The 25648-nt window shown below is 53.1% G+C and carries 21 protein-coding genes, 1 tRNA gene and 2 pseudogenes; 22 read left to right on the top strand and 2 right to left on the bottom strand.

Annotated elements, in window-relative coordinates:
• The first annotated feature begins 16 nt into the window (after positions 1-16).
• The 8 genes from DYY88_RS09655 to DYY88_RS09690 all read left to right on the top strand — a co-directional run bounded on the left by DYY88_RS09655 (position 17) and on the right by DYY88_RS09690 (position 8190).
• Positions 17-1654 carry an ABC transporter substrate-binding protein gene (locus tag DYY88_RS09655; RefSeq protein ID WP_072041350.1) on the top strand — a complete coding sequence of 546 codons (1638 nt, stop codon included), beginning with the start codon at positions 17-19 and terminating at the stop codon, positions 1652-1654.
• 240 nt (positions 1655-1894) lie between these two features.
• Entirely contained in the window at positions 1895-2818 is a 924-nt protein-coding gene (locus tag DYY88_RS09660) for an ABC transporter permease (RefSeq protein WP_039728241.1), read from the top strand.
• Positions 2818-3708 (top strand): nickel transporter permease, encoded by an 891-nt coding sequence (gene nikC, locus DYY88_RS09665; RefSeq protein WP_039728239.1) that lies wholly within the window; start codon positions 2818-2820, stop codon positions 3706-3708. The genes DYY88_RS09660 and nikC overlap by 1 nt, the downstream gene beginning before the upstream one ends.
• Before the next feature lie 138 nt (positions 3709-3846).
• The gene (locus DYY88_RS09670; RefSeq protein WP_039728237.1) at positions 3847-4860 is read left to right on the top strand and encodes an ABC transporter ATP-binding protein; all 1014 of its coding nucleotides are present in this window, start codon (positions 3847-3849) and stop codon (positions 4858-4860) included.
• Between the two features lie 122 nt (positions 4861-4982).
• A complete protein-coding gene (locus tag DYY88_RS09675) occupies positions 4983-5981 on the top strand; it encodes an ABC transporter ATP-binding protein (protein ID WP_039728236.1) in 999 nt (332 codons plus the stop codon).
• A 222-nt stretch (positions 5982-6203) separates the two neighbouring features.
• Complete coding sequence (locus tag DYY88_RS09680) at positions 6204-7145, top strand: ParA family protein (protein ID WP_039728235.1); 942 nt, start codon at positions 6204-6206, stop codon at positions 7143-7145.
• Positions 7142-7522: a hypothetical protein gene (locus DYY88_RS09685; RefSeq protein WP_039728234.1), complete on the top strand. Its 381-nt coding sequence runs from the start codon at positions 7142-7144 to the stop codon at positions 7520-7522. Before DYY88_RS09680 ends, DYY88_RS09685 begins: the two co-directional genes overlap by 4 nt.
• Positions 7523-7668: 146 nt before the next feature.
• Complete coding sequence (locus tag DYY88_RS09690; RefSeq protein ID WP_072041349.1) at positions 7669-8190, top strand: DinB family protein; 522 nt, start codon at positions 7669-7671, stop codon at positions 8188-8190.
• 121 nt (positions 8191-8311) lie between these two features.
• On the opposite strand, the gene DYY88_RS09695 is transcribed toward DYY88_RS09690, so the two are convergent.
• Positions 8312-9355, bottom strand: a complete 1044-nt coding sequence (locus DYY88_RS09695; RefSeq protein WP_201279049.1) for a DMT family transporter — start codon at positions 9353-9355, stop codon at positions 8312-8314.
• A 58-nt stretch (positions 9356-9413) separates the two neighbouring features.
• Here DYY88_RS09695 and DYY88_RS24870 point away from each other — a divergent pair, with 58 nt between their 5' ends.
• The 11 genes and pseudogenes from DYY88_RS24870 to DYY88_RS09740 all read left to right on the top strand — a co-directional run bounded on the left by DYY88_RS24870 (position 9414) and on the right by DYY88_RS09740 (position 21343).
• Complete coding sequence (locus DYY88_RS24870; protein ID WP_302849235.1) at positions 9414-9545, top strand: hypothetical protein; 132 nt, start codon at positions 9414-9416, stop codon at positions 9543-9545.
• Between the two features lie 35 nt (positions 9546-9580).
• Positions 9581-10423: pseudogene (locus tag DYY88_RS09700) on the top strand (transposase).
• 366 nt (positions 10424-10789) lie between these two features.
• Positions 10790-12208 (top strand): ArnT family glycosyltransferase, encoded by a 1419-nt coding sequence (locus DYY88_RS09705; protein WP_160299585.1) that lies wholly within the window; start codon positions 10790-10792, stop codon positions 12206-12208.
• A gap of 82 nt (positions 12209-12290) precedes the next feature.
• Positions 12291-12646 (top strand): annotated as a pseudogene (locus DYY88_RS24670) (IS1 family transposase); the annotation flags it as partial.
• Positions 12647-12668: 22 nt separating this feature from the next.
• Positions 12669-13337, top strand: coding sequence for a hypothetical protein (locus DYY88_RS09710; protein WP_039728227.1), 669 nt, complete (start codon positions 12669-12671; stop codon positions 13335-13337).
• A gap of 183 nt (positions 13338-13520) precedes the next feature.
• On the top strand, positions 13521-14060 hold the full coding sequence (locus DYY88_RS09715; RefSeq protein WP_039728225.1) for a DoxX family protein: 540 nt from the start codon (positions 13521-13523) through the stop codon (positions 14058-14060).
• 459 nt (positions 14061-14519) lie between these two features.
• Positions 14520-15773 carry an efflux RND transporter periplasmic adaptor subunit gene (locus tag DYY88_RS09720; RefSeq protein ID WP_052288551.1) on the top strand — a complete coding sequence of 418 codons (1254 nt, stop codon included), beginning with the start codon at positions 14520-14522 and terminating at the stop codon, positions 15771-15773.
• Between the two features lie 171 nt (positions 15774-15944).
• Complete coding sequence (locus tag DYY88_RS09725; protein ID WP_039728222.1) at positions 15945-19145, top strand: efflux RND transporter permease subunit; 3201 nt, start codon at positions 15945-15947, stop codon at positions 19143-19145.
• A 20-nt stretch (positions 19146-19165) separates the two neighbouring features.
• Positions 19166-19237 (top strand) — tRNA-Gly (locus tag DYY88_RS09730).
• A 232-nt stretch (positions 19238-19469) separates the two neighbouring features.
• Positions 19470-20633 carry a site-specific integrase gene (locus DYY88_RS09735; protein WP_039728219.1) on the top strand — a complete coding sequence of 388 codons (1164 nt, stop codon included), beginning with the start codon at positions 19470-19472 and terminating at the stop codon, positions 20631-20633.
• A 32-nt stretch (positions 20634-20665) separates the two neighbouring features.
• A complete protein-coding gene (locus DYY88_RS09740; RefSeq protein ID WP_039728217.1) occupies positions 20666-21343 on the top strand; it encodes a hypothetical protein in 678 nt (225 codons plus the stop codon).
• 66 nt (positions 21344-21409) lie between these two features.
• Here DYY88_RS09740 and DYY88_RS09745 read toward each other — a convergent pair whose 3' ends face one another.
• Positions 21410-22045 carry a LexA family transcriptional regulator gene (locus DYY88_RS09745; RefSeq protein ID WP_039728215.1) on the bottom strand — a complete coding sequence of 212 codons (636 nt, stop codon included), beginning with the start codon at positions 22043-22045 and terminating at the stop codon, positions 21410-21412.
• 98 nt (positions 22046-22143) lie between these two features.
• Here DYY88_RS09745 and DYY88_RS25065 point away from each other — a divergent pair, with 98 nt between their 5' ends.
• The 3 genes from DYY88_RS25065 (at position 22144) to DYY88_RS09760 (ending at position 25322) form a co-directional block, all read left to right on the top strand.
• Positions 22144-22470, top strand: coding sequence for a helix-turn-helix domain-containing protein (locus tag DYY88_RS25065; RefSeq protein WP_072041348.1), 327 nt, complete (start codon positions 22144-22146; stop codon positions 22468-22470).
• Positions 22352-22627, top strand: coding sequence for a helix-turn-helix transcriptional regulator (locus DYY88_RS09755; protein WP_039728213.1), 276 nt, complete (start codon positions 22352-22354; stop codon positions 22625-22627). Before DYY88_RS25065 ends, DYY88_RS09755 begins: the two co-directional genes overlap by 119 nt.
• Positions 22628-22964: 337 nt before the next feature.
• The gene (locus DYY88_RS09760; protein ID WP_130199383.1) at positions 22965-25322 is read left to right on the top strand and encodes a DUF3987 domain-containing protein; all 2358 of its coding nucleotides are present in this window, start codon (positions 22965-22967) and stop codon (positions 25320-25322) included.
• Positions 25323-25648: the final 326 nt, after the last annotated feature.

Below are 25648 nucleotides of genomic sequence, written 5' to 3' on the forward strand. Positions count from 1 at the left end.
GGAGAACGCAAAAGCAATGAGTTTCAACTTCCACCCTAAACACGCCGGTAAATTGTTAGCGGGATTTGCATTAGTCGGATTCGCGATCGCGGGATGTGGCGGCGATCAAACCGCCACCACAGAGACGGGCGAAGACGGCGCGACAGAAGAAGCGGGCACCCCGACAGAAGGCGGATCGGTCACGTGGGCCCGCTATGGCGACGCCGACTCCCTCGACCCCCATCGCACGACCACGACCCTTTCCTGGCAAGTGTTCGACCAGATTTACGACACCCTGTTAGCGTTTAACGACAATGGCGAAGTCGTGCCCAACTTGGCAAAAGAGTGGACAGTGAGCGACGACGGCTTGGAAGCGACCTTTGTCTTGAATGAGGGCATTGTCTGCCATGACGGCACCCCCTTTGACGCCAATGACGTGAAGTACACCGCTGAGCGGGCGATTAATGAAGAAAATCCCAGTGTCACCAGCGGCGCGTGGGGGCCGATTACCTCGGTCGAAGTCGTCGACGATCTGACGGTGAAATTCACTTTTGAAAAGCCATTTGGGGCTTTCATTTCCTTCATGGCGGATCCGTTCTCCAGCCAGATTTGCGACAGTGCGGAAGAGCTGGGCGACGAGTTTGGGGTGAGCGCGGCGGTCGGTACTGGTCCCTGGAAGCTCGTGAGCTGGACCAAGGGTGACGAGATTGTGCTGGAAAAGAATGCCGATTATCAGAACTTTGGCCGACCCATTGAGAATCCCGGTGCGCCTTACCTGGATGAGTTAGTCATCAAACAGATCCCGGAACCGCAGACCCGTCTCGCGGGTTTGCAAACTGGCGAGCTCGACATCATTGCAGAGCCGCCGTTGGAAGAATTAGAGGCGATTCGCTCGGACGATTCCCTCGAACTGTATGTGGCGGAGAAGACCGGGCAGAACGTGTTCTTTGAATTCACCATTTCTCGCCCACCCTTTGATGACATTCGGGCGCGGCAGGCCGTGGCCTATGCGATCGACCCGGATGCGGCGATCGATATCGTCTTTGGTGATGTGGTGAAGCGGGAAAAATGCACCGTGGCTCGCGGGGTGCTGGGGAACGACCAGGAATTCTGCGCGGAGCACGGCTACGAATATGACCCCGCTAAAGCTCAGGAACTGCTGGCGGAGCTGGGATATGGTCCCGAAAATCCGCTCACGGTCACGATGATGACCTGGGTGGGCGGCAACCGCGAAAAGATGGTGCAGGTCTTCCAAAATCAGCTTGCACAGGTGGGCATCGAAACCGAAATCGAGACCATGGATATCGGCACGATGAACGCGCGGGTGAAGCAGGAGAATGAAACCGATAGCGGCCAAAGCACCTTTGACATGATGGGCTGGGCCTGGTATGACCCCGACATTTTGCACCAGCTCTGGCACTCTCCCGGTGCTTACAGCGGCTACCAAACCCCCGAACTGGATGCGTTGTTGGACACTACCCGCACAACCGTCGATCCAGAAGCACGGCTCGCGGCGGTGCAGGATGCGCAGCAGTACCTGCTAGAAAATGCGGTGCATGTGCCCCTCTACACGCCGGGCTGGCTGTGGATTTACACCACCACGTCGGCAGTGGATGGGTTTGTGATTGGGCCGTTCAACCGTCCATTGTTTAACGACATCAAATTGGTGCAATAACGTTGTTGCCTGTGTCGCGATCGCGAATGATCGCGACACCGGTCGTAGGGGCGAGGCATTTTGAGAATCACATTCTGGTGTTGCCAGGACGAATCAAACAAAATGCCTCGCCCCTACCGGGGGATGGAGATCGCCCCATCCCCCCAATCGTTCACGATGAACGTTTAATTTTTCGCAAATTGCGTTGAATAGGCGCAACCTCGGCGGCATTGGCCGTTAACAAACGTAAAGCCAGCCCTCATGACCCGATACATCCTCAAGCGCATTCTCAGCGGCATTTTCACTATTTGGGTGACGACGGTGGCCGTGACGCTGCTCATCCATCTGGTGCCGGGGGATCCGGTGCAGATCATGTTTGCCCAGTCGCAATCCACCACACCGGAACAGATTGAGCAAATTCGATCGCAGCTTGGCCTCGATCGCCCCATCTACGAGCAGTACTTCATGTACATGGGGCGCATTTTGCAGGGGGATTTTGGCACCACCATTCGGGGCAATCAGCCCGTGCTGGAACTGTTGCTGGTGCGGTTACCGAATACGTTGGTGTTGGCGCTGAGTGCGTTGCTGATCACCATGTTCGTGGGGGTACCGATTGGCTTTTTTGCCGCTTACAAACGCGGCACCTGGCTGGATACGTCGCTGATGACGGGGGCGATTATCGGCATTTCGATTCCCAGCTTTTGGTTGGGGCTGATGCTGATGTACGTCTTCTCGATTCGCTTAGGCTGGTTGCCAGTGTCGGGGACGGATTTCAAAAACCTGATTCTGCCCGCCCTCACCCTGGGTTTGGCGAATGCGGCGGCGGTGTCGCGGCTGACGCGATCGTCCATGTTGGATGTGCTGTCTCAAGACTATATGCGCACCGCCCGCGCCAAGGGGCTGGCGGAAACCCTGGTACTCTCGCGCCACGCCCTGCGCAACGGTCTGATCAACGTGGTGAACATGCTGGGTCTCCAGTTCACTTACATGATGGGGGGCGCGATCGTGGTGGAAAACGTCTTCGCCTGGAACGGCATTGGTCGGCTAGCGATTCAGTCGATTTTTCAGCGCGACTATCCCACCATTCAAGGCTTCATCTTGATTTTTGCCACCGTCGTGGTCGTGGTGTCCATTGTGCTGGACATTCTCTACGCCTGGATTGACCCCCGCATTACCTACAGCTAATGACCCAGCCGGTTTCTGCCCTGTCTACGTCCAGTATTGTCGCCGCCAAGGTCAAAGACTTTGGTCAATTTCTCAAGCGACTCCTGAAAAGTCCCAGTGCCAAAATCGGCGCGGCGATTTGCCTGGTGCTGGTGGTGACAGCCATCTTTGCGCCGCTCATCGCCCCCTACGACCCGACGGAATTAGGGGTCGGGTCCGCGCTGGAACCGCCGAATGCCGAGTTTTGGTTTGGCACCGACGAATTTGGCCGCGATTTGTTTAGTCGCATCGTCTACGGTTCTCGCTTGACGCTGTATGTGGGACTGATTGCGGTGGGCATCTCTATGACGGCGGGCGTCTTGACCGGGCTGGTGGCAGGCTACGTCGGCGGCTGGCTGGAATCCGCCCTGATGCGAGCCGTGGATGTACTCTTTTCCTTCACCGAAACCCTCATTGCATTGGCCGCAGTCGCGGTGCTCGGCCCCAGCCTGACCAACGCCATGATCGCCGTGGGCATCAGCTCCATTCCGTTCTATGCCCGCATCACCTATGGGGCGGTGCTAGTGGAGAAAAACAAGGAATATTTCAAAGCGGCCCAGGCCGTCGGGGCTCAACATGTACGGCTGCTGTTTCGCCATATTCTGCCAAACATTCTTTCCCCCATCATTGTGGTGGCGACGGTGGGGGTTTCGGTAGCGGTGCTGTCCGCTTCGGCCCTCTCCTTTTTGGGACTCGGCGCTCAACCCCCCTCGCCCGAATGGGGCGCAATGCTGGCCGCTGGACGCGATTACTTCAAACGCGCCCCGTGGATTACCACGTTTCCCGGCTTAGCGATCGCCATCACCGTTCTCGGCTTCAACCTCCTCGGCGACGCCCTCCGCGAAGCCCTCGATCCGCAACAACGAACGTAGCAATTCTGGATTGCCGATTTTTGATTCTGGATTTTCAAAAGTTCATCCACTCCACCTATCACATTCACCTCACCCACCTCACCTACTCCATCGACCTCACCCACCCTCACACCCTGCCACCCAACCACTCCCCAACCCATGCCCCTACTCGACGTCAAAAACCTCCAAACCCGCTTCTACACTGGCGAAGGCGTCGTTCATGCCGTCAATGACGTTTCCTTCCAGGTCAACGATCAGGAAACCGTCGGCATTGTGGGGGAATCGGGTTCCGGCAAGAGTATGACGATGCTGTCGGTGATGCGGCTGATTCCCCAGCCTCCCGGCAAGATCACGAACGGCGAGGTGATGTTTGAAGGGCAGGACTTGCTGAAGCTGAGCCTGCCAGATATTCGGCGGCTGCGGGGCAATCGTATTTCCATGATTTTCCAAGACCCGATGACCTCCCTGAATCCGGTGCTGACGGTAGAAAAGCAGCTCACCGAGTCCATCCGGGTGCATATGAAGCTGGACAAGACTGCTGCCCGCGATCGCGCCATCGAACTGCTGGAGCATGTGGGCATTCCGGGGGCGAGCGATCGCATTCGCAACTATCCCCACCAATTTTCCGGCGGTATGCGCCAGCGGGTGATGATTGCCATGGGCCTGGCCTGCGACCCCAAATTGCTGATTGCGGACGAACCCACCACCGCCCTGGATGTGACCATTCAGGCCCAAATTGTGGAACTGGTGAAACGGCTGAAGGAAGAACTGAATATGGCGGTCATCTGGATTACCCATGACCTCTCCCTGCTGGCCAGCCTCGCCGATCGTATTCTCGTCATGTACGCCGGGCAAATCGTCGAATCCGCTCCTCTCGATCAACTTTACGCCAATCCGCGTCACCCTTACACCCTGGGCTTGCTGCAAAGCATTCCCCGCCTCGACGAAGCCCAAAAAGCCGAACTCAAACCCGTCGATGGCATGCCCCCCGACCTCACCGACTATCCCTCCGGCTGCCCCTTCGCGGCCCGTTGTCCCTACGTCATCGATCGCTGCCACACCGACGACCCCACCCTCGAAACCGTGGGCGATCGCCCCGATCACACCGTCGCCTGCTGGGTCAAACCTAATGGCGCCGAAGTTTTGGAGAGGGCACGCGCGATCGCCCATTAGCCCCCTACTCGCTCCCCGGCTCCCCTGCCCCCCTTTCTCCCCTACCCCATTTACCTCACCCACATCGCACCCAATCACCCTGCTACCCAATCACCCTGCCACCCAACCACTCCCCTTGCCCCATGACCGCTACTCCCACTAAAACCCAAACTCTCCTCCGGATTGAAGATCTGCAAGTCCACTTTCCAGTAATGGAGGGGCTGATCTTTCAGCGTCAGGTGGGCAGCGTCAAAGCCGTGGATGGCATTACTTTCGAGGTGCGCCAAGGTGAGACGCTGGGCTTAGTGGGCGAGTCGGGCTGTGGCAAAAGCACCACGGGCAAAGCCATTTTGCAACTAGAGCGACCCACTGCTGGCAAGATCTATTTTAAAGAGGCCGAACTGACCGCGATAAGTGGCGAAAGCCTGCGGCAGCAGCGGCGCGAGATGCAGATGATCTTTCAAGATCCCTATGCGTCGCTGAATCCGCGCATGACGGTGGGCAGCATCGTCGGTGAGCCGTTAGAGGTGCATGGGCTGGCAAGCGGGAAAGAGAAGCGCGATCGCGTGGCGGAACTCTTGCACATCGTCGGCCTCAATCCGAAATTCATCACCCGCTATCCTCACGAATTTTCCGGTGGGCAGCGCCAGCGCATCGTCATCGCTCGCGCCCTCGCGGTGAATCCCAAATTCATCGTGGCGGACGAACCCATTGCGGCGCTGGATGTCTCCATTCAGGCCCAGGTGGTGAACCTGATGCAGAAACTTCAACAGGAGTTGGGGCTAACATATCTCTTCATCGCCCATGATTTGAGTGTGGTGCGGCATATCAGCGATCGCGTGGCCGTCATGTACCTCGGCAAAGTCGTGGAACTGGCCGATCGCGTTGCCCTCTACGAAAATCCGCTGCACCCTTACACCCAAGCCCTGCTGTCTGCTGTCCCCATCCCCGACCCCACCATTGAAGCGAAGCGGGAACGCATCATCCTCGAAGGCGATGTGCCCAGCCCCACCAATCCCCCCCAGGGCTGCCGCTTCCACACCCGCTGCCCCGTTGCCGTTGATGCCTGCCGCCACAACCCCGAACCCGAATTCAAAGATGCTGGCAATGGTCACTATGTTGCCTGTCACTTAGTTAACTAGATTTTGTATACCACTCGGAATCGTGAAATTCAATTCCAAATATTGAATAAATAGTTGAGTTGTGTCTCAAGAGAAAATTTTGCACATGACCTTCCCAAAGGTATGGCAAGATATTGTCAATGTTTCTCTAAGAAATCAAGACAGACTGCATAAAACAAGCATTCATTGATCTCTCGAAGAAATCAGAACTTATTAACTTATGTTTTTCGTAAAGACTGAAACATGCAAATTACCGCAGTAATAAATTACAAAGGTGGAGTTGGCAAAACCTCCGTTACGGCCAATCTAGCTGCTGAACTGGCATGGCTCGGCTATCGCGTTTTGTTGCTTGATATGGATGCTCAAGCAAGTCTTACATTCTCATTTATCAAGCCCGAAATATGGCAAAAGTCTTATGCTGATTCCAAAACCATCAAGAGATGGTTTGATGCCATTGCCCAGCAAGAGTCCTTTCCATTGAATTCCTTAGTTATTACGCCTGAAATAGCGAACTCAAAAATTAGTGAGAGCGGCAATGGTGGCAGACTTGATCTAATAGCATCTAATCTTGGACTTATTAATGTTGATCTCGAACTTGCAACTCAACTTGGTGGAGCCACGCTAAATCAGACCAAATTAAATTATTTGAAAGTTCATCGTCGTTTAGCTGAAGGTTTGGCAGAAATCAGTAACAATAGTTATGACTTTGTCTTGATCGACTGTCCTCCAAATTTCAATATCGTCACGAAAAACGCAATTGTTAGCAGTGACAACATTTTAATTCCTGCCAAACCTGACTATCTATCAACTTTGGGGATTGACTATTTAATCAAAAGCGTGAATACTCTGGTCGAAGAATACAATGAGTTCAGTGAGGTTGGGGATAGTCTAGATGTTCCATTGATCAATCCCAAAATACTCGGCGTAGTATTCACGATGGTTGAGATAAGAAGCGGAGACGCAATTTCGGCATTACGTCCATTCATCAGACAAACTGAGAAATTAGGCCTTCCTGTTTTTGAGCAAAGATTGAGAGAAAATAAAACAATGTATGCTGACGCCCCTCAATATGGTGTCCCAGTGGTGCTAAATCGTTACTCTAGCTCAACCCATAAAGACGTTGCACAAGAGCTTGAAACATTTGCAAGTCAGTTTATTGAAAAGTCTGGGCTTCGAAGAAAATGAATCAAGATATTTTCACAAGCTTGCTAAAGCAATTCACTCGATTCATAGACCGTCTTACAGATGAAGATATCTCAGCTCTCAAGTCTGGGAAAAAGATTTTGTCTTTTAAACTCATTGAAGATCAAAAAGCAAGTCGAGAAAACAAGGATTTGTCAGAATTTCGTAAGTTGGCAGACCAGCTTATGGAAATCAACTCTAGAGTTGAAGCAGAGAACCTTTTAGATAATCTAAAAAAAAAGAACTTGATTGAGCTTTCAAAGTTCCTCGATATTCCCGTCCAAAGCCGCGAAAATATATCTAAAATAAAGGAGAAAATAATTGAGTCTACCGTTGGATATAGGCTGAGATCTCAGGCGATACAGAGAAGTACTGACTAGGCCACGCTCCTTGCTTTAAAGCAGTTCTTTATAGTTGTGAATTCTGCCAATATCCCCATTTTGATTTCAGTCTTGGCTCAGGAAAAATCCTTTATAGTGAAGATACTAGCAGCCGCTCAACTCAGCCGTTAAGCCAATCGCGAACCATGAAAATAGCCGAACGTTATATCGTTCTTGCCAGTCATAACCAGAGAATGAATGCGCGATTATTCAGATTGGTTTCATCGCTGGATGTAGCTAGCCAAACTGAAGACAAAGGTGCTTTCTTTGGCTCTATCCTCGGCACCTTGAATCACATTATTTTTGGCAATCACTTTTTACTGACCCGGGTTCGCGCCCTCATCAATCGCCCCTCACCGTTGGATGCCATACCCCCACAATGGGACTTCCAACCCGATAAACAGTACGGGGCTAGCGTGGCTGAATTAGCGACTATCTGCGCCGACATTGATCAAGCCGTCTGCGAATTCGTGAGTACTTTGGATGAGCGTGACTTAGGCAAAGAAACCGATGATGCTATCCCGCTATGGGCGTTGCTTGATCAACTCTTCCAGCATCAAACCCACCATCGTGGCCAAGCGACCACCTTGTTGTCACAGTGTGGCGTAGACTACCCCTCCTTCGCCGATGTGATCGGCACCCTCCAGGGAGAATCAGCGCCGTTTTAAGAGTTTTGCTCCGACAGACGAGTTCATTTCCAGGGAATATGATTCGGATTGGGCCACAAAAGCGGTTCAAGGCTTCGGCTGGTTGGCGACCCGAGCAGCGAGGGGAATGACCGCTCAGTTGCTACCTGAAGCGACCGAGTGAAGCGACACTCACCGTGACAATGCCTACGCCCAAAAGTTGGATGCTGGCCAGCGTTTCGCGAATGGCAACCCAGGCCAGCACCACAGTTAATGCTGGGTTGGCCGAGCCGAGCATCGAGGCTAACGTCGCCCCAATATATTTGATGCCAGAGTTAAACAGCATGTGACCGGAGAAAGTCACGATGCCAGAAATCAGGCTCCAAATCCAAATCGGCGTCCAAGCTAGATCTTGCGCATCGGTAATCGGCCAGACTACCAGACAGATGGCGGCAAACAGCAGCGTCAGGGCAAAGCTGAGCCAGGTATACGTGAGCGGATGGAGATAATCAAAGCTTTTTTGGGCGTTGACAGTATATGCTGCGTAGGCCACACCACTAGCGACTCCCAGCACTGCCCCGACCCAACTGCCGCCCCCTGACCATTGCTCTGCCGGAATCGTCAAGGCGCTACCCATCATGATGCAGCCCATAATGCCCCACTGCATCGCACTCGGACGCTGCCCTAAAAAGCACCACGATAACAGTGCCGTAAAGAGGGGAAAAGTGAAAAACAAGGTAAGGGCGATCGCGGTGGCAATGAGACCAATCGAGACATACAGCAGCGCCAGGTAAGTGAACATTAATAGGCCACCAGCGATCGCGTGCCCCAAAGCCTGCCGCTCACTAGGCTGTGCCAACTGGCGCACCTCCTTCCAGATGGGGGGATGCAGTCGACTGACGAGCAAACCCATGAGTGGCACAGCCAGCACCATGCGCAACAGCAACAGCAAAAAGGAATTGTGTAGCGTTGGGGCCAAAAAGCCGCCAGTCACACCAATGCCGATCAACGTTTGCTCGGCAAACAAAATGCGCACCACGACGTTTTGAATGCAAAAGAATAGTGACGACAGCAGAATTAAGATGAATCCGAGCACGCTATTTCCTGGTAGATAACAGTAGAACAGCAGCCCTCGTCTCAGAGAGTGAGGACTGGGGCTTTGCCCATAAGGCAAGAATTCCCCGCCCTTGCCCAGAGGCTTGTGCATGAGTTCAGCCTCCTATCATGACGGATCACCGCTGGCGGCCATAGCCCCCTAACGATAGATGACCATTACGACTATCACTTCTATCCTGTTGACGGCGATCGCCGCCTTTTACACCGCCTTTTTGCTGCCGACACTTCAGCAATATCTCAGCACCCTCGTCAGTCGCTGGCACTTGTTCTCTAGAGGGTGATAGCTAGAATGCTTGGAGTCCTTAAGTTCTAGCCTATGAGATGCCCGCACTGGCAGAGTGAACGAACCGTGAAAAACGGCACTGCCGTATTGAAAGCCCTCCCTCGGCAACGATATCTGTGTCGTCAGTGTGGCAAACGGTTTAACGAACGGACGAATACGCCTATGGCGCGACTGAGGACGCCAGTTTCACTCGTGTCTTCAGCCTTGAATGTCCGCACAGAAGGCTTGGGGCTGCGGGCCACGGGCCGCGCCTTTGGCAAGTCCCATCGCACGATTACCCGATGGGAAACGCGGTTGTCTGACCAAGTGACTCCCTGGTCTCCATCGGCCCCAGCAACAGCGGCCGTCACTCTGGAAGGCGATGAAGTTTACACTCGCGTCGGCGAGAACCTTCCCCCCCAGTGAGTCGGAAGGGTGGACGATGCACTTTATCGAACGTCAGAGCCGCTACTGGGTGGCCGCCCACGCCGGTCAAAAAAAACGAGCAACTCTTTGACACAGGCACCGCACAGCCTTGGCAGTGGTCAGCACCCGCCCAGTTCATTCGATGGTTCGCCGTTCGCGTAGCGTGCCGCAGACTTAGGTGAGCGGCGCTATGGTAACGCTTTAGGGTCACTGGCGAGTATGTTTCTCAAAAGGGGCGAAACTACACCTGCCTATCGGCGACGGAAAGTTTGGCGACAGGGGCTAGAAGTAGCGATAAAAATCAAAGGTTCCCAAGGACAACGCCGCGTCGTTTGGCTCAAAAGCGCCTCCCCTNNNCACTGGAGTCTCGGTAACCAGACGACACCCGCGATGGCCATAGGGTATGGTGAACCCCCACTCTCAACTCCTGAACTCTTGACTCTGCCAGGGTTTCAATCAATTACCTCTTAACATCCCAGTGCCCTTTGCCTCGGATTGTTGGCTCCACAAGAGCGAGATCGCTCGTGCCTCGAAGCGCAAACGCAGGCACTTAAACGCTCGAATCGAGTTTTACAAAACGGTGAAATTCCCGGCATGAGATTCCCAAAAGTTTTCTGCACCACCAGGTAACACGTACTTTATTGAAGGAGTAGTGAAGATTTCACTGCACGGTTTCAATAATTCTATTTTTGAGTTTATGTTCATACAGAAATATACATTGATGTCAGTTATTTAAATTTACTTCGCACACATCGAAGTGTCGCGCTAAAAATTAGAGCCAAAAGCTTTTCCCAGAAATCAATATAGTTGCCTATAAATAAAATGAGGAAAAATCACTTGAAAATAAAGAAAACCTTGGTAGGGACTTTGCTGCTCTTAGTTACTACGTTTTTATGGTATCGACTAGGAGAATCTCATTTAAATAGCTGGGATGAAGCCAGATATGCAATTCATGCTATTGAAGCTGCAAACCATGGCAACTGGCTATTTCCCCATTTGTTTGGCTCCCCTGACACTACAATGTATGACAAACCTCCGCTGGGGGTGTGGCTAATTGCATCAAGCATTAAACTATTTGGTATAAACGAATTTGCCGTAAGGTTTTGGTCAGTTGTTGCTGCCACAGGAACTGTGATGGTAGTGTTCTTATTTGGCTCATCCATTAGCAGTGTAGCAACCGGTGCTCTTGGCTCATTAGTTCTTCTGACAACACATGGTTACTTAGGCTTTCATGCTACGAGATCAGGTGATTTTGATGTCATCTTCACGTTTTTTACAACCTTAGCAACGTGTTTCTTTTACTCAGGCTATAGCGATAGTAAAAAGAATCACTATTTCTTTTGGTACTTCATCTTAATGGCATGTGCTTTTATGTTGAAGAGCATCTTGGTTGTACCTTTTATTCTGATGGCTTTCACCTTCTCCTTCTGTCAAAATAGCGCCCGAAAATGTTTTCTTAATAAATGGTCTGCTTGGGGACTTCTTGCCGGATTGGCATTAATAGGGATATGGTTTACTCTATGCCTGTTCTACGTTGATGGTTTTGCTCAAGGAGTATTTTCGCGTTTTACAGGTAGAGTAACCGATTCAATCGACTCGCATGGAGGACCTTGGTACTTCTATTTTCCGGTTTTGTTAAGGCAATTTGGAAAGCCTTGGGCTTTTTTCCTTGCTTTTAGCATAATCTATTCTACTCGGAGATTGTGGAGACGGGAAGCGATTATGCTCTTCGTAACCCTATGGGTATTTGTTCCTCTTGTTCTTTTGTGTATAGCTCAGACAAAGCTTTCTTGGTATACGATACCCATTATGCCGGGAATTGCATTGTTTCTAGCTTTGAACATAACTAACGCATACTATTACAATAGTAATCAATATCTTAAGGCTGCTATTCTCATAATTTTTTCTGCAGCTCTTATAAAGTCGGCATCTTCTGCGGGAGAACTTGTCATGAAAACAAATGAGTTTGAGCAGATTCATGCAGTTCAAACTCTCGCACCGAAACTATCAAATGTATCGGATGTATATATAGATTTTTCTACTTTGCCTCGTCACTTGAGATACTCTTTGCCCTTCTATGTCTATGCACATACAAATGGGAGAGTATATCGTCTTGATGACGATAACCGGATGTTGATAACTGGAGAAGATGTTGTACTAATCTTAGATGGAGAGACTACTATGCAACTGCCGATGAATAAAGAATTAGAGGAACTCGCCAACGTAGAGGGTGTGCAGTTACTGAAGCTAAAGTGAAGGAAGCCTGCCAAGTTTGGCTAAAAGTGTAGGGGGCACTGGTTCTCTAAAGGGTGACAGCTAGAATGGACGGAAAGTTTGACGACAGGGGCTAGAAGTAGCGATAAAAATCAAAGGTTCCCAAGGACAACGCCGCGTCGTTTGGCTCAAAAGCGCCTCCCCTTCACCGCGGTCAGTCCCACTCATGACGTGCATGCCAACCACAATGAGGCGCAAAACAGCGCCTTAAGACGCCGGGCCCGTGCTTATCGAAGACGCCAAATTCTCTATGCTAAACGCGGTGAGGGACTGCAGCGAGCATTGAATGTCCAATGTCTGATCCATAACTGGCTGCGGCCGCACTGGAGTCTCGGTAACCAGACGACACCCGCGATGGCCATAGGGTATGGTGAACCCCCACTCTCAACTCCTGAACTCTTGACTCTGCCAGGGTTTTAATCAATTACCTCTTAACACCCCAGTGCCCAGTCGCTGGAGTCAACAACGCGAAGAGGCTGCCGCTCAGCGCCATGCCATCAATCTGCAATACCTAAATCCGCTGCGGCTCTGGCTCGAAGAAACCTATGTGCGGTTGCAACTGATTGAGACAGAATTGGCGCTGAGCGATCGCCCTTCGCCCCTCCTCAGCGTTCCAGCACCAGCCGCCATCTCCCAGCAAGATGCCATCTGGTTTAACCAGGCCGGTGCGTACTTAGCCTCAACCTGTTACATCACGGCCTGCCTATTTTGGGCGCTTAAACAGGTGCGAGAGCATTTGCCCTATTTGCGGTTGTCGCGTGAAGGTGACACGGAGTTAATGACCCTGATGTTTCAGGTCAGTCAGGCATTTTTACAAGATCTGGGCATCTTTTACGTGATTCAGCCCAGCCTCGGCAATGATGTGTATCTTGCCAGCCAACAACGATTGATGACCTATCGCGAATTTTGTGAGCGACTTCAGCAACCAGAGGAACGAGTCTGGAGCGATCGCCTCATACAGTTCTACCTGGATATTGGACAACGCCGAAGACCGCAGAATTTAGCCGCCGCGCTACAGGCCATTCGTACCCTCTCCGCCTTTTTAGATGAGCAAATTGGGGCTGGCGTTTCCATCCGCGATCGCCTCAACGCCGAGGGCATTACCTCCTGAGCACTTGAGCCCGCCGTCGCCGACCCGACCAACAGAGCCACACCAGCAGTCCGTTCACACTGCGCGAGCAAAGACGCAGCACAAAGATGAGAATTTTCTATTGTCGTGATTTACACTTCTTAAATAACTTTGTTAAGTTATAAATATACCGCCGGAGTTTTTTAATCCCACCTATTGAATCCTATGCAACTCACATCCACTGCTGCCAAGCTTTTCAGGCCCAATATTTCTGCCAATACGCTTTCTCAGACAACCTTGGCGATTCTGAGAGTGACCTTAGGCGTGATGATGGTTCACAACGGCTTTGACAAGCTCGCTGATATCGAAAGCTTTGCTCGGGCCTATGTCGAATACCTGGGTCTGCCTTTTCCCATCTTTTTGAGCTACGTCGCCGCATACACCGAAGTCATTGCGGCTCCGTTAGTTGCGATGGGCCTCTTTACTCGGTTTGCATCTTTGGGCCTGTTCGGCACCATGTGCGTCGCCATGTATCACCACATTTCCGTTGCTGGTCTGAGCTTGCCTTATCTAGAACTCTCAGCCATTTACGCGGCTTCTTTCTTCTACTTTTTGGTCAACGGCGCAGGGCTTTACTCCTTTGATGCGCTCATTGCCAATCTGCTCGATAGCGCTTCGCTGACTTTAAAAGAGAAGCAAATCATGCGGCTCGAAAGCTCCTTTGAAGCAGCTGAAGCCGTCAAAGATGAGAACGTGGTTGCATAGTTAATACGCTACTGTGCCCACGCCATTGACAAAGTCTTTTCAGGAAGGAGTTTTGCGCTCCTTCCTTTTTTATTGCTTTATTGCTGGAGGCCATGGGCGCAGCCTGACAGTCAGGGGCCAACTCTCGTGTAAGCACAGGTCACCTACAGCAGCAGCATTCACTCAGCTAAAAACTCGACATACAGGGCGTTATCTGGCACCTTTTTTCCACTCCATCGTCAGTTTGTATGGAATTTGCCGTTGGTGAGGTGATGCTCGGCAGCTGAAACGCGAGCGATCGCTGATATGGCTGAGGAACCTGCTGCAACAATCGGCCAGCAGGGCTCACGATGATCAGGCAAATCTTAAGCCATAATGAATTTACACTTCTTAACGAGTGATTGGTTGTAAGGGCACTTTTGGGGTGCATTTTGGGCTGTGACATCATTGCAAGATTCTGAGTTGGTTGCGTCAGACAGTATGGAAACCTCGTTGCTGAAAGGGGTTGGCAAGTCGTCGAAGGGTTACGGCAAGGTATTGCTGGGGGTTGGCCTTGGCGTGGCGATCGCCCTCATCGGGTCACGTTTTCTGGCTAGCGATTCCGGTCCGGTTGAACCCTCCACCCCTGCCGAGGCGACCAGCTCGGTCAGCGCCCAGACGGTAACTGTCGCGCCGGTGCAGGTGGGACAAGTCGCCGAACAATTGACCGTCACAGGCACCGTTAATCCCGCCGATTTATTAGCCGTGACCCCGCAGCTCAGTGGCTTGCAGATTCAGCAGGTATTGGTAAATGAGGGCGATCGCGTTGCCGCAGGGCAACCCCTAGTGATCTTAGATGACACAAACCTGCGCACCGATATTCAGCGCGCCCAAGCCCAGCTAGAAGTCGCGCAAGCTCAACTGCAGCAACAACAGGCTAACCTGGCTCAGGCTCGAGCCCAATTTGCAGAAGCCGAAACCAACCGTCAGCGTTACCAATCTTTGGCCGCCCAGGGAGCCGTTAGTAGCGAAGAAGCTGACCGTCGCGCGACGCAGGCCGTCACCGCACGGGCAGCCGTCGGCGTTGCCCAAGCCAATGTCACCAGTGCTGAAGCCAATATTCGCAGTCAACAATCAGAAATCAGCCGCTTACAAACTGAACTGACTCGGACTACCGTCGTTGCGCCGTTAGCGGGCATCGTGGCTGAGCGTCCAGCCAGTGTTGGCGATGTCTCGTCTACTGCAACCGAAGTCGTCTCCCTGATTCAAGGCAACCAGTTAGAGCTGTTCGCCGAGGTGCCGCAGGCCCAATTGACTCAGGTGTCCGTGGGGGCTCCGGTCAGGGTGACTTCGAGCACAGATCCGAATATCCGCGTCGAAGGGACGGTGCAAGAAATTCAGCCTTTGGTCGATCCGCAAACGCGCACGGCTCAGGTGGTGATTCGCTTGCCGGAGAGCGAACGCCTCCGGTCTGGCATGTTCCTCACCGCTGCCATTCAGTCGGGGCAGCGATCGGGTCTGACAATCCCAGCGGAGGCGCTGTTGCCCCAACCAGATGGCTCCGTGCGCGTATATTTGCTGGGACCAGACCAAACCGCCGTAGCCCGCACTGTCGAAATTGGTGCGCGAGTTCCTGGCACTGGTGAAGAGGGCGATCGCGTGGAAATCCTTCAGGGGCTGGACTCTGGCGAACAGGTGATCGTCGCTGGAGCCAGTTACGTGCAAGACGGCGATACCGTCACCGTCGCGGAATAGCGCGATCGAATTGTCCCAACAGATCTTGTGGGGGCGAGGCATTTTGGTTGTCACAATTTGGATTGATGGAAAACGCTCTCCACAAAATGCCTCGCCCCTACGTCGCGTAAATTCGCCCCAATCACCCTGCTCCCCAATCACCCAACCACCCAACCACCTATCCACTCCTCTATGTCTTTCAACGTTTCCGGCTGGTCGATCCGACGTCCCATTCCCACTCTGGTGCTGTTCCTGGTGCTCACCCTGGCGGGCTTAGTTTCGTTCGGAAAACTCGGCGTTGACCTTAACCCCAATATCGACTTTCCAGCGGTCATCGTTACGGTGAACCAGACCGGGGCGGGTCCCGAAGAACTGGAAACCCAGGTCACCAAAAAAGTAGAAGATGCCGTCGCGGGGCTGGGCAACATTGACGAACTGCGATCAACCATTACCGACGGCAGTTCCCAAACCGTGATCAGCTTTGACCTGGGGGTGGATACCGATCGCGCCACCAATGACGTGCGGGACGCGATCGCCCGCATTCGTTCCGACCTACCCGCCGCCGCCCAAGACCCCATCGTGCGGCGACTGAACTTTGAAGGTGGCCCGATTTTGACGTATGCGGTGACCTCTGATCAGCGATCGGTGGAAGAACTGAGCGAACTGGTGGATCAGGAGATCAGCCGCAGCTTGCTCTCCGTATCCGGCGTCGCCCAAGTTGATCGCATCGGCGGCGTCGATCCAGAAATTCGGGTCGATCTGAACCCCAAACAGTTGGACGCCCTGGGCATTACCGCCACCCAAGTCAACGATCAGATTCGTGCCCTCAATATCAACCTGCCCAGCGGTCGTGCCACCTTGGGCCAGCAAGAGCAGGGCCTCCGCACGCTGGGCAGCGCCCCCACGGTCGAAGCCCTCGCCAATTATCAGATTCAACTGCCCAACGGCACCGCGGTGCCCCTCAATAGTTTGGGCACCGTTGAGCAAGGCTACGCCGAAACCCGTCAGGCCGCGTATTTAGATAATCAGGGAGTGGTCTCTTTCTCGGTGTTACGCAGTACTGGCAGCGTTCTGGTTGCCGTCGAGGAAGGGGTAACCGCGCAGATTGCGGAGTTAGAAGCCACTTTGCCCGAAGACATCGAGTTTCAGCTCATCTTTACCCGCGCCACGGAAATTCGGGATTCTTATCGCGCCTCCATTGATGCGTTGATCATTGGCTGCATTCTCGCGGTCGTAGTGGTGGGTGTCTTTTTACGCGACTGGCGCGCCACCCTCATTACGGCAGCTGCTCTGCCCCTATCCATCATTCCCACCTTTATCGTGCTCGACTGGCTGGGCTACACCCTCAACAGCATGTCATTGCTGGGCCTGACCCTTGCCGTAGGCAATTTAGTGGATGACGCGATCGTGGAAATCGAAAACGTCGAGCGTCACATCCGCATGGGTAAGCCGCCGTTCCAGGCGGCACTAGACTCCACTTCAGAAGTGGGCCTCGCCGTGGTCACAACGACCGCCACCATCGTCGCGGTGTTCATTCCCGTTGCTTTCATGGGCGGTATTCCCGGCCAGTTCTTCAAGCCCTTTGGCGTTACAGTCGCCACAGCCACCATGTTCTCAACCCTGGTAGCCCGCTTGATGACGCCGATGATGGCTGCTTACCTACTCAAGTCAAAACCGGCGACCGTCCAGCCTGCATCTAGCACCAACGGCAATGGCAATGGCAATGGCAATGGCAATGGCAATGGCAATGGCAATGGCAATGGGAACGGTCAACTGAATGGTTACGGCAAGCCTGATCGCCGCTTTCACCCTTATCAAACATTGCTCAGGGCAGGCTTACGCCACCGTCTGCTGACCATCGTCCTCGCTGTGATGTTCTTTATTGGCAGCCTGATGCTGGTGCCCTACATTCCCACCAGCCTGTTTGAATCCGGCGACACTGGGCTGTCAACCATCAATGTCGAACTGCCCCCCGGCTCCACCCTACGCAATACTCACCAAGTCACCGAACGCTTGACTACCGAACTGTTGCAGCATGAGGCCGTTGCCACGGTGCTGTCCTCAGAAGGGACTGAGGGCGTTAATACGGCGTCGATGTTCGTCAATCTCAAGCCGCAGAACGAACGCGCCGCTTCCCAGGCTGACTTTGAGCAAGAGGCCCGCCAACTTTTCCAAACGATTCCCGGAGCCCGGGTAAGCTTCCAGAGTCAGGGCGCAGGCGGTGAGAGCAAAGACCTGACCATCATTCTCAAGGGAGATAACCCCAGCACGCTGCTGGAATCGTCCAACGCGCTCACCCGACAAATGCGAGAAATCCCCGGACTGGTGGAAGTGACCTCTAGCGCGAGCCTGGTGAAACCGGAAATCCTGATTACTCCGGATCCCTTGCGAGCGGCAGACTTGGGCGTGTCGGTCCAGGCGATCGCCAACACTGCCTTTCTCGCCACCCTGGGCGATACCGAATCGAACCTGGCGGAATTTACATTGGGCGATCGGCAAATCCCCATTCGGGTACAGCTCGACCCCGCTGAGCGCGACCAACTCGATACCCTCCGCCAGCTCAAAGTGCCCGGCCAGAATGGCAACCTGGTGCCCCTCATCGCTGTCGCCGACATCGCCTTTGGTAGCGGCCCGGCCCAAATCGATCGCTTCGATCGCGCCCGTCAGGTCACTATTGGCGGCAACCTCCAGGGCATCACCCTCGGTCAGGGACTCGCCCTCGTTAACGACCTCCCGGCCCTCAATAACCTGCCCGCCGATGTGCAGCAACAGCCCGCCGGTGACGCCGAAATTATGGCGGAAATCTTCAGCCGTTTCCTCCTGGCCCTCGGCACCGCCGTCCTAATGATTTACGCGGTGCTGGTGCTGCTGTACAACAACTTCCTCTATCCCTTTGCGGTGATGGCGGCGCTGCCCCTATCCATCGGTGGCGCCCTCATGGGCTTGCTCATTGCCCAAAAACCTCTGGGCCTCTTTGCCCTCATCGGTATCGTGCTGCTCATGGGCCTCGTCACCAAAAACGCTATTCTGCTTGTGGACTACGCCCTCATCGCCAAACAGCAAGGCAAGACCCGGAAGCAGTCCGTTATGGAAGCGGGCACCACGCGCCTGCGCCCCATCCTCATGACCTCCATTTCCACCATGGCCGGGATGGTGCCCATTGCGCTGGAGCTCGGAGCCGCCGGAGAAACCCGCAGCCCGATGGCGATCGCGGTCATTGGCGGCTTCACCACGTCTACGCTGCTGACGCTGGTGGTGGTGCCCGTGTTCTTCACCTATATTGACCAGTTCCAGGGGGCGATCGGGCGTCTCTTCCGCCGTCTCAAAGGCCCCGACGCCGCCGAACCCGTTTACAAAGCGTTAGAACCTGATAAAACTCCGATGGGAAAATAGCCGTATAATATAGGTTCACTGCGGGTGTAGTTCAGTGGTAGAACGTCAGCTTCCCAAGCTGAATGTCGACGGTTCGAGTCCGTTCACCCGCTTTCAAGCATTACAGCCTCAAACGCCATCCAGGAAACAGCTTCAGCCATCAAGGTGTTGATTGATTTCCAGGAGAATGGTGGAGAGGTTAGGTCACTTTGGGCCAGTTTGGGTGTAAAAACTGGTACGAAATTGGTATAAAACACCGGGCACGAAAAGCGGATGGAGTGGGTCAGGGTTAACCGTGACTAACAGTGAGGATGCAGGCGATGTACTTTACCCACCTTCCGAATTATGGCCAAAGGACAAGTCAAGATTGAAGCTTACGCCGAACGCTTACGCTTGAGATGGAGCTATCGGAGCAAGCGCTATTGTTTGTCAGTCGGGTTGCCGGACAGCATCATTAATCGCAAAGTCGCGGCGCAAAAAGCCCAGCAGATTGAATTGGACATGCTCAGTGGTAACTTTGATCCCACTTTGCAGAAATACAAGCCTGAAGATCCACTTCCGATGGTTGCGACTGGGTCTCAGAAAACTCAGACTTATACCGACGTTTTTAAGCAGCACTGGGATGAGTTTGTGGAAGATAAGGGGCAGCGGCTAGACAACCCCTTCACCATCGTGGGTATGTACAACCCGATTCCCAAAAAGGTGCATAATTTCGGGCGCAAGATTATTGGCCGCCGTGAAGCCCAAGAGTTCGTCACTTTCATGCTGCAGAGTGCTTCTCCCGCCACCATTAAGAAACAGGTGATCATCCTGAATGATTTTGGCAACTGGGTGCAGCAGAATAAGCTGGTGGAGGCAGGCTGGGAAAATCCGTTTACCGGGTTGACGGAGATGTGCCACCTGGTGCCACCGCTTAAAGTTCCTCCCTTCAGCGAAGCGGAAATTAAGCAGATCATCGATACCTTTCGCAACGATCGCTACTACACTCATTACACCAACTATGTGCGGTTCTTATTTATGACGGGCTGTAGAACCAGTGAGGCCATCGGCCTCCAGTGGAAGCATATCCGTCGCGACTTTACCGGAATCACGTTTAACGAAACCCTGGTGCGTAAGGGCACCGGCACGGCTCGCTTGCGAAAGGCCACCAAAACGAATCGGGCTCGGTTTTTCCCGTGTAACGATGACCTACAGAACCTGTTGTTAACCATTCGCCCTGAAGACTATAAGCCCGATACCCTGGTCTTTCCCAGCCCGAAGGGTAAACCGATTGATGCGACCAACTTCCTAAATCGGGCCTGGCAGAGCATTTTGAAGAAGTGCGGCATGACTCAAGAAAACGGGCTGTATCGCACCCAGTACAACACCCGGCACACGTTCATTAGCCACATGTTAGCGAAGGGGATGTCGGTGATTGAGGTGGCCAAGCTGACCGGCCATGACCCTAAAATTCTGTTGGAGCACTATGCTGGCCTCATTAGTCAGATTGAGGTGCCCACGTTCTTTTAGGGGTTGGTGGTTGCCGAGGAGCGCTATCCGTCATGACCTGGAACACCCATTTGGGCAAGCGCGTGCTGGAGGGGGCAGAGGCTAAGTTTTACCTGCACATTCTCCAGGCGGCGGTTGAGTGCAGCCAGGAAGCGGCTGAATTCGACGATGTAGAGGTTATCACTGGAGACCGCATCTTCGACAGCGCCAGTTTTGAGCAGCGGGTGGTGTTGTGGCATCGGTGCCTGGAGGCGTTACTCAAGCCCGAGGTGCCGGTGCCACCCCTTACCAATGTGCTCGAAGCGGCAGCCCATTACCCTTTCGTTTGGTTGACCCAACGGGTAGAGGATGAAATCGCCTTCGCTGACTGTATTGAGGAGGATAGCGATCCGTTTTACTGGCGAAGACTGATGTGGGAAACCCTGAACGCCCTGGGAATGCTCAAGGTTTTAGAAGCCGAGTTTGACGATGAGGACGACATTCTACCCATTGAGGTGGAATGTGAAGACTCGCTGGAATGGGAAAGCTGTATTGATGAGTTAGCTGACCGCATCTTTTGGGACCGCGATTGGCAAGTGACCTATGCCCATCCTCAGTTGTTGGACGGCATTGAAGATGAGTTTGCGAACCAAACTGGGATTTCGGAAGCGTATATCCAGAATCGCCTGCCGCTAGTGACGGAGGCAGATGCTAAACAAGCACTTCAACAAATTTGTGACTGGAAGTGTTAGCTACTGAGGCAAAGCCAAACTCCTCGGGTGATTTCTGTGGGCTGACTTCTTTCAGAAATGTTGGATTTAGAGTTTCTGACCACTCCAAACAATCTTCCCCATCAGGCTTAATTCATTGGATTCATCAGGCAATCCAATTGCAAAAGTCTCATAGGCAGAATGATCACTTAAAACTCTCAGGATCTTGCCTGCGACATATTGCAGACGTTTCACCAAAATACGATCGCCCAGCTTCACCAAATAAATACCGTGATTGACAGTGGCAAGATCGCGATCTCTCGTATCGATCAGAACCAAATCTCCCATATGTAAAGTCGGTTCCATACTGTCGTCTGGCATCTGAGTTAGGAGCAAGTTGTCAAACGAGTCGGGGAACTGTTTTTGAAGCCAATCAGTCTCAAAAGCTAGTGGATTTTTGTAGGTATACTTTTCGGCTAGCGATATCGTCGACTCTTTTATTGTCGCTGAACCAGCCGCCAGCCACTCCAGGTTGACATTGGCCGTGCGAGCTATAGCGAGTAGAGCGGGTCGGGTTGGTTCGCTTTGTCCATTCAGATACTGCCGTAGCACTGTGTCCGAGAACCCGCATTCGCGGGCAAACCCGCGAATACTTTGATCCCCAAGAGCTTGCTTTAATCGTACCGGAAACGTTTCAGCGCTTTCGACATCCGCCTGTTTCCCCTCAGAGGTTGGGTTAGTCATTTGTCACTCGTTCGTTGACCACAGTTGCAAATTATAGTTCTTGACATGCAATTTATAAATTGCTAGCCTCATCGATATCGTGATGGAGCTTGAATTCTATGCATGTAGAAGACATTAAAGCAGCTCTGCGGAAGCAGGGATGGACTCTAGCTAGCATCGCCGAAGAACTCAACATCGGTCCCTCGGCAGTGTCCCATGCTTTGACCCGACAGCGATCGCGCCGAATCGAGCAGGTTATTGCCAGCAAACTTGGCCTGTCTCCCCATGAGATTTGGCCCCAGCGGTACAAACGAGGAAAGGTAAGCCATGCCCCAATTTGTCAGCAAACAGGAAGCCATTCAATATCTCAAGCTCAGCGACTCGACTCTAAAACGTTATCGCTTGCAGGGACTGCTGGTCGAGGGCATTCACTGGGTTCGAGTTAATAGCCGCTGCATCCGCTACAACCTAGAGCTGATTCAAGATTGGCTACACAATCGTCATGACCCCATTGCTCACCAAAGGGCTATTCACATCTACCAGTCCAGTTTGTTAAGCAACCAAAAGAAATCATCTCAGCGAGTCTCTTCAAAGCGAACTTAAGGTTGTAAAACGGACAAAAACTTCTTGAGAATTCATCAATAGATTGAACCCTCTTCTGAAAAAGCTAGCTAAACCAGGAGAGTAAAAAAATACACCCTAAACATTAGATCGCCAGGGTGCATCGCTTTTGCTTTTTGTCTTTTTAGCTGGGTCAATCAACAATTTGAAGAGGTTTGCCAGAACCGCTTCAGAGATCTCCCTGCTAGTAAAACTGGTGTTTTCAACTATAGCAAAGTTGCTGAGAATGTCTATAAAAAAGATGCAGCTTTGGTCATAGCTTTACTAAGAATTAGCAGCTTGAGATTGATGACCCAGCTTCTGGAATCAGGAGCTGACAATGACACAGTATGTTTACTCGGGGCGATCTCGCCCTTGTCCGATTTGCGATCGCACCAAGGACCCAGACTGCCGCTGGAATGAGGAGGTGGTCTTCTGTCATAGCCATATCGACCAGGATGCGAATGTTGAGGGCTATGTCTATCGCAGGGCAACCGCTGATGGTCTGTGGGGGCAGTATTTCTGGGCATCAGCCCAGTCAGAGAAGCCTGCTCGTCCCCAGCAGCGGCAGGACTTCTTTTATCCGACGCGGCAGGGCCAGCCCCTAGTGAAGGTGACGCGGGTGGATCGCGGGAGTGGCACTAAGTTCTTTGTTCAGTACCACTGGGATGGGCAACGGTGGGTGAAGGGGCTGACGCCAGCAGTTCGAAAGCAGGTGCCAATTTATCGCTATGCGGAAGTGAGACGGGCAATTGCCGCAGGCCAATCCATTTGGATGGTGGAGGGAGAAGGCTGCGCGGATGCGTTGTGGAATATTGGTATTCCGGCAACGACAACGCTGGGTGGCTCTAAGAAGTATCGCAGTTATGGCGACTATGCCCATGACTTGGAGGGAGCTTATCTGGTGTTGTGCCCGGATCGCGACCAGGTCGGCATGGCTCACATGGAAGAGATTGCCCAGGATTTTCCGGACGCTCAGTGGTGCTATCCCTACCCGGAGAGTCTGCGCTGGCAAAACCTGCCTAAGCATGGCGGGCTTGACATTGCGGATTGGATAGTGGAGGGCGCAACGGCTGAGCAGATTCGAGCGGCGGTTGGAGCAAAGCGGGAACTGACAACAGTTCAAGCGGTTCCCAAAACGCTAGATGTGGCTGGACTGCAAGACCAGATTCGTCATTACCTGGCAGCGGCTCCCTCTGAGTTGGAACTATCAGCCCGTGTTTTGCAGTGGCATCGGGAAACCCAGTTGACCGTCAAAGACCTCTGGAGTTTGGTTAAACCGTTGCAGGCGGACCTGGAGCAGCAAGAAGAGCGGGGCGATCGCATTGCTGAAATTCACACGCTGCTGAAGATTGGCGACTATCAACTGGTTTTGGGTGATTTTCTGCCTGCCGAATTGGCGCATTCTTTAGAACGCATTTCTAGCTGGATTGGGGCAACCCCAGCGGCGATGTTGGTGACGCTACTCCCCGTTGCCGCTTCGCTGTTGCCCATCGGTACGGAACTAGAAATTGATGCAGGCATGGGCTTTTACGCGCCGCCAATTCTGTTCACAGGGTTGGTAGCCCCCTCGGGCACGAAGAAGAGTCCGATTCAGCGACAGATTTTGGGGCCGCTGCTGCGCTTGCAGGCAGAAGCCGATCAGGACTATGACCATGAAATTGCTGCGTATGAGGTCGCGTTGCGAGAGTGGGATTTGACTAAGCCTGAAGATCGGGGTCCGCGTCCCCGAAAGCCGTCACCACGGGAGTATCACACCGCTGATGCCACGCGAGAGGCCCTGGCGCGGATTCAATCTCAGCAACCCGACCGGGGCATTCTGGTTACGCCGGATGAACTAGCGGCCCTGTTTAAGGGTCAGAACCAGTACCGGAATGGTCGGGGCCATGACAAGGAGTCGCTGCTGACCGCGTTTGATGGTTCTGGGCTGAAGGTGGACCGAGCGAGTGGGGTGCGCATCAGCCTGCCGCGCACCAGCCTCAGCATTACGGGCACGATTCAACCGGACATCCTGCGCGAGATGATGGGAGATTTCTCCGATGCCAGTGGGCAATGGGCTCGGTTTCTGTGGTGTCTATTGCCACTGAAGCCTGCCCCCTTCCCTCGGCAGACTCAGCCAGATGACCTGTCGGAGCAGCTTTACGGAATCTATCAGCGATTGGCGGGATTTCCACCTCGTTGCTACCGGCTGTCACCGGAAGCCAAAAGAGCGTTTGCGGATTGGTATGACCAGTTGGATCAGCTGCGCATCACTGAAACTCACCAGGGATTGCAGGCGGTGTATGCCAAGATGCAAGGCTATACCGGACGGCTGGCACTCATTTTGCACTGCCTGAATGCAGCGGTGGAGCGGCGGCAACCTGATGAAGCGGTGTCGGTGGAGTCGGTGCGATCGGCGATCAAACTGGTGCGGTGGTTTATGGGGCAGGTGAAGTTGCTGTACGCCGAAGGGGAAACCGCCTGGGGAGTATGGGAGCCGATTTACACGAAGCTGATTCAACTCTCGCGGGTCAGGGGTTGGTTAACCGCGCGGGATGTGCGAAATTTTGAGCGCAGTCTGCGGAAGGCCAGCTCTGATATCATCCGCTCCCATTTTCGTGAACTGGAAGCAATGGGCTATGGCGAGACCAGCGGTGAGGGGCAACGGCTGCGGTGGAGAACGACTGTAGAGGCTGTAGACAGTTCGCGGGAAGTGTAGACACCCCCGTCTACCGCTGAAATGATTGCTATCTATAGCTTTCAAGCAAACTGTAGACAAGTAGACAGGGTTTAGAAATCTGGCAATTTGGGAAAGTGTCTACATGTCTACAGTTAGGACTGAAACGCTTGCTCAGAAAGGAATTGAGCCTGTAGACACCCCCGTCTACTGCAGTCTACAGTTGAGCAAACTGTCTACAGTTGGGTGAAGTGTATGAAGGGTGAGGCTGTGCAGCATATCCGGTTGGGGAAATAGCTGACCAGGTTGATCCGTATCCAAAAAACTGGTGGGAGACGATTCCGGCGTTAAAGGCGTTGTATCAGCAC

Source organism: Leptolyngbya iicbica LK (assembly GCF_004212215.1).
GTDB classification, from domain to species: Bacteria; Cyanobacteriota; Cyanobacteriia; order Phormidesmidales; family Phormidesmidaceae; genus Halomicronema; species Halomicronema iicbica.

Bases quoted from the DNA above. Each gene is read 5' to 3' on its own strand.
- DYY88_RS09655 (WP_072041350.1), top strand. From the start codon at position 17: ATGAGTTTCAACTTCCACCCTAAACACGCCGGTAAATTGTTAGCGGGA.
- DYY88_RS09660 (WP_039728241.1), top strand. From the start codon at position 1,895: ATGACCCGATACATCCTCAAGCGCATTCTCAGCGGCATTTTCACTATT.
- nikC (WP_039728239.1), top strand. From the start codon at position 2,818: ATGACCCAGCCGGTTTCTGCCCTGTCTACGTCCAGTATTGTCGCCGCC.
- DYY88_RS09670 (WP_039728237.1), top strand. From the start codon at position 3,847: ATGCCCCTACTCGACGTCAAAAACCTCCAAACCCGCTTCTACACTGGC.
- DYY88_RS09675 (WP_039728236.1), top strand. From the start codon at position 4,983: ATGACCGCTACTCCCACTAAAACCCAAACTCTCCTCCGGATTGAAGAT.
- DYY88_RS09680 (WP_039728235.1), top strand. From the start codon at position 6,204: ATGCAAATTACCGCAGTAATAAATTACAAAGGTGGAGTTGGCAAAACC.
- DYY88_RS09685 (WP_039728234.1), top strand. From the start codon at position 7,142: ATGAATCAAGATATTTTCACAAGCTTGCTAAAGCAATTCACTCGATTC.
- DYY88_RS09690 (WP_072041349.1), top strand. From the start codon at position 7,669: ATGAAAATAGCCGAACGTTATATCGTTCTTGCCAGTCATAACCAGAGA.
- DYY88_RS09695 (WP_201279049.1), bottom strand. From the start codon at position 9,355: ATGCACAAGCCTCTGGGCAAGGGCGGGGAATTCTTGCCTTATGGGCAA.
- DYY88_RS24870 (WP_302849235.1), top strand. From the start codon at position 9,414: ATGACCATTACGACTATCACTTCTATCCTGTTGACGGCGATCGCCGCC.
- DYY88_RS09715 (WP_039728225.1), top strand. From the start codon at position 13,521: ATGCAACTCACATCCACTGCTGCCAAGCTTTTCAGGCCCAATATTTCT.
- DYY88_RS09720 (WP_052288551.1), top strand. From the start codon at position 14,520: ATGGAAACCTCGTTGCTGAAAGGGGTTGGCAAGTCGTCGAAGGGTTAC.
- DYY88_RS09725 (WP_039728222.1), top strand. From the start codon at position 15,945: ATGTCTTTCAACGTTTCCGGCTGGTCGATCCGACGTCCCATTCCCACT.
- DYY88_RS09735 (WP_039728219.1), top strand. From the start codon at position 19,470: ATGGCCAAAGGACAAGTCAAGATTGAAGCTTACGCCGAACGCTTACGC.
- DYY88_RS09740 (WP_039728217.1), top strand. From the start codon at position 20,666: ATGACCTGGAACACCCATTTGGGCAAGCGCGTGCTGGAGGGGGCAGAG.
- DYY88_RS09745 (WP_039728215.1), bottom strand. From the start codon at position 22,045: ATGACTAACCCAACCTCTGAGGGGAAACAGGCGGATGTCGAAAGCGCT.
- DYY88_RS25065 (WP_072041348.1), top strand. From the start codon at position 22,144: ATGCATGTAGAAGACATTAAAGCAGCTCTGCGGAAGCAGGGATGGACT.
- DYY88_RS09755 (WP_039728213.1), top strand. From the start codon at position 22,352: ATGCCCCAATTTGTCAGCAAACAGGAAGCCATTCAATATCTCAAGCTC.
- DYY88_RS09760 (WP_130199383.1), top strand. From the start codon at position 22,965: ATGACACAGTATGTTTACTCGGGGCGATCTCGCCCTTGTCCGATTTGC.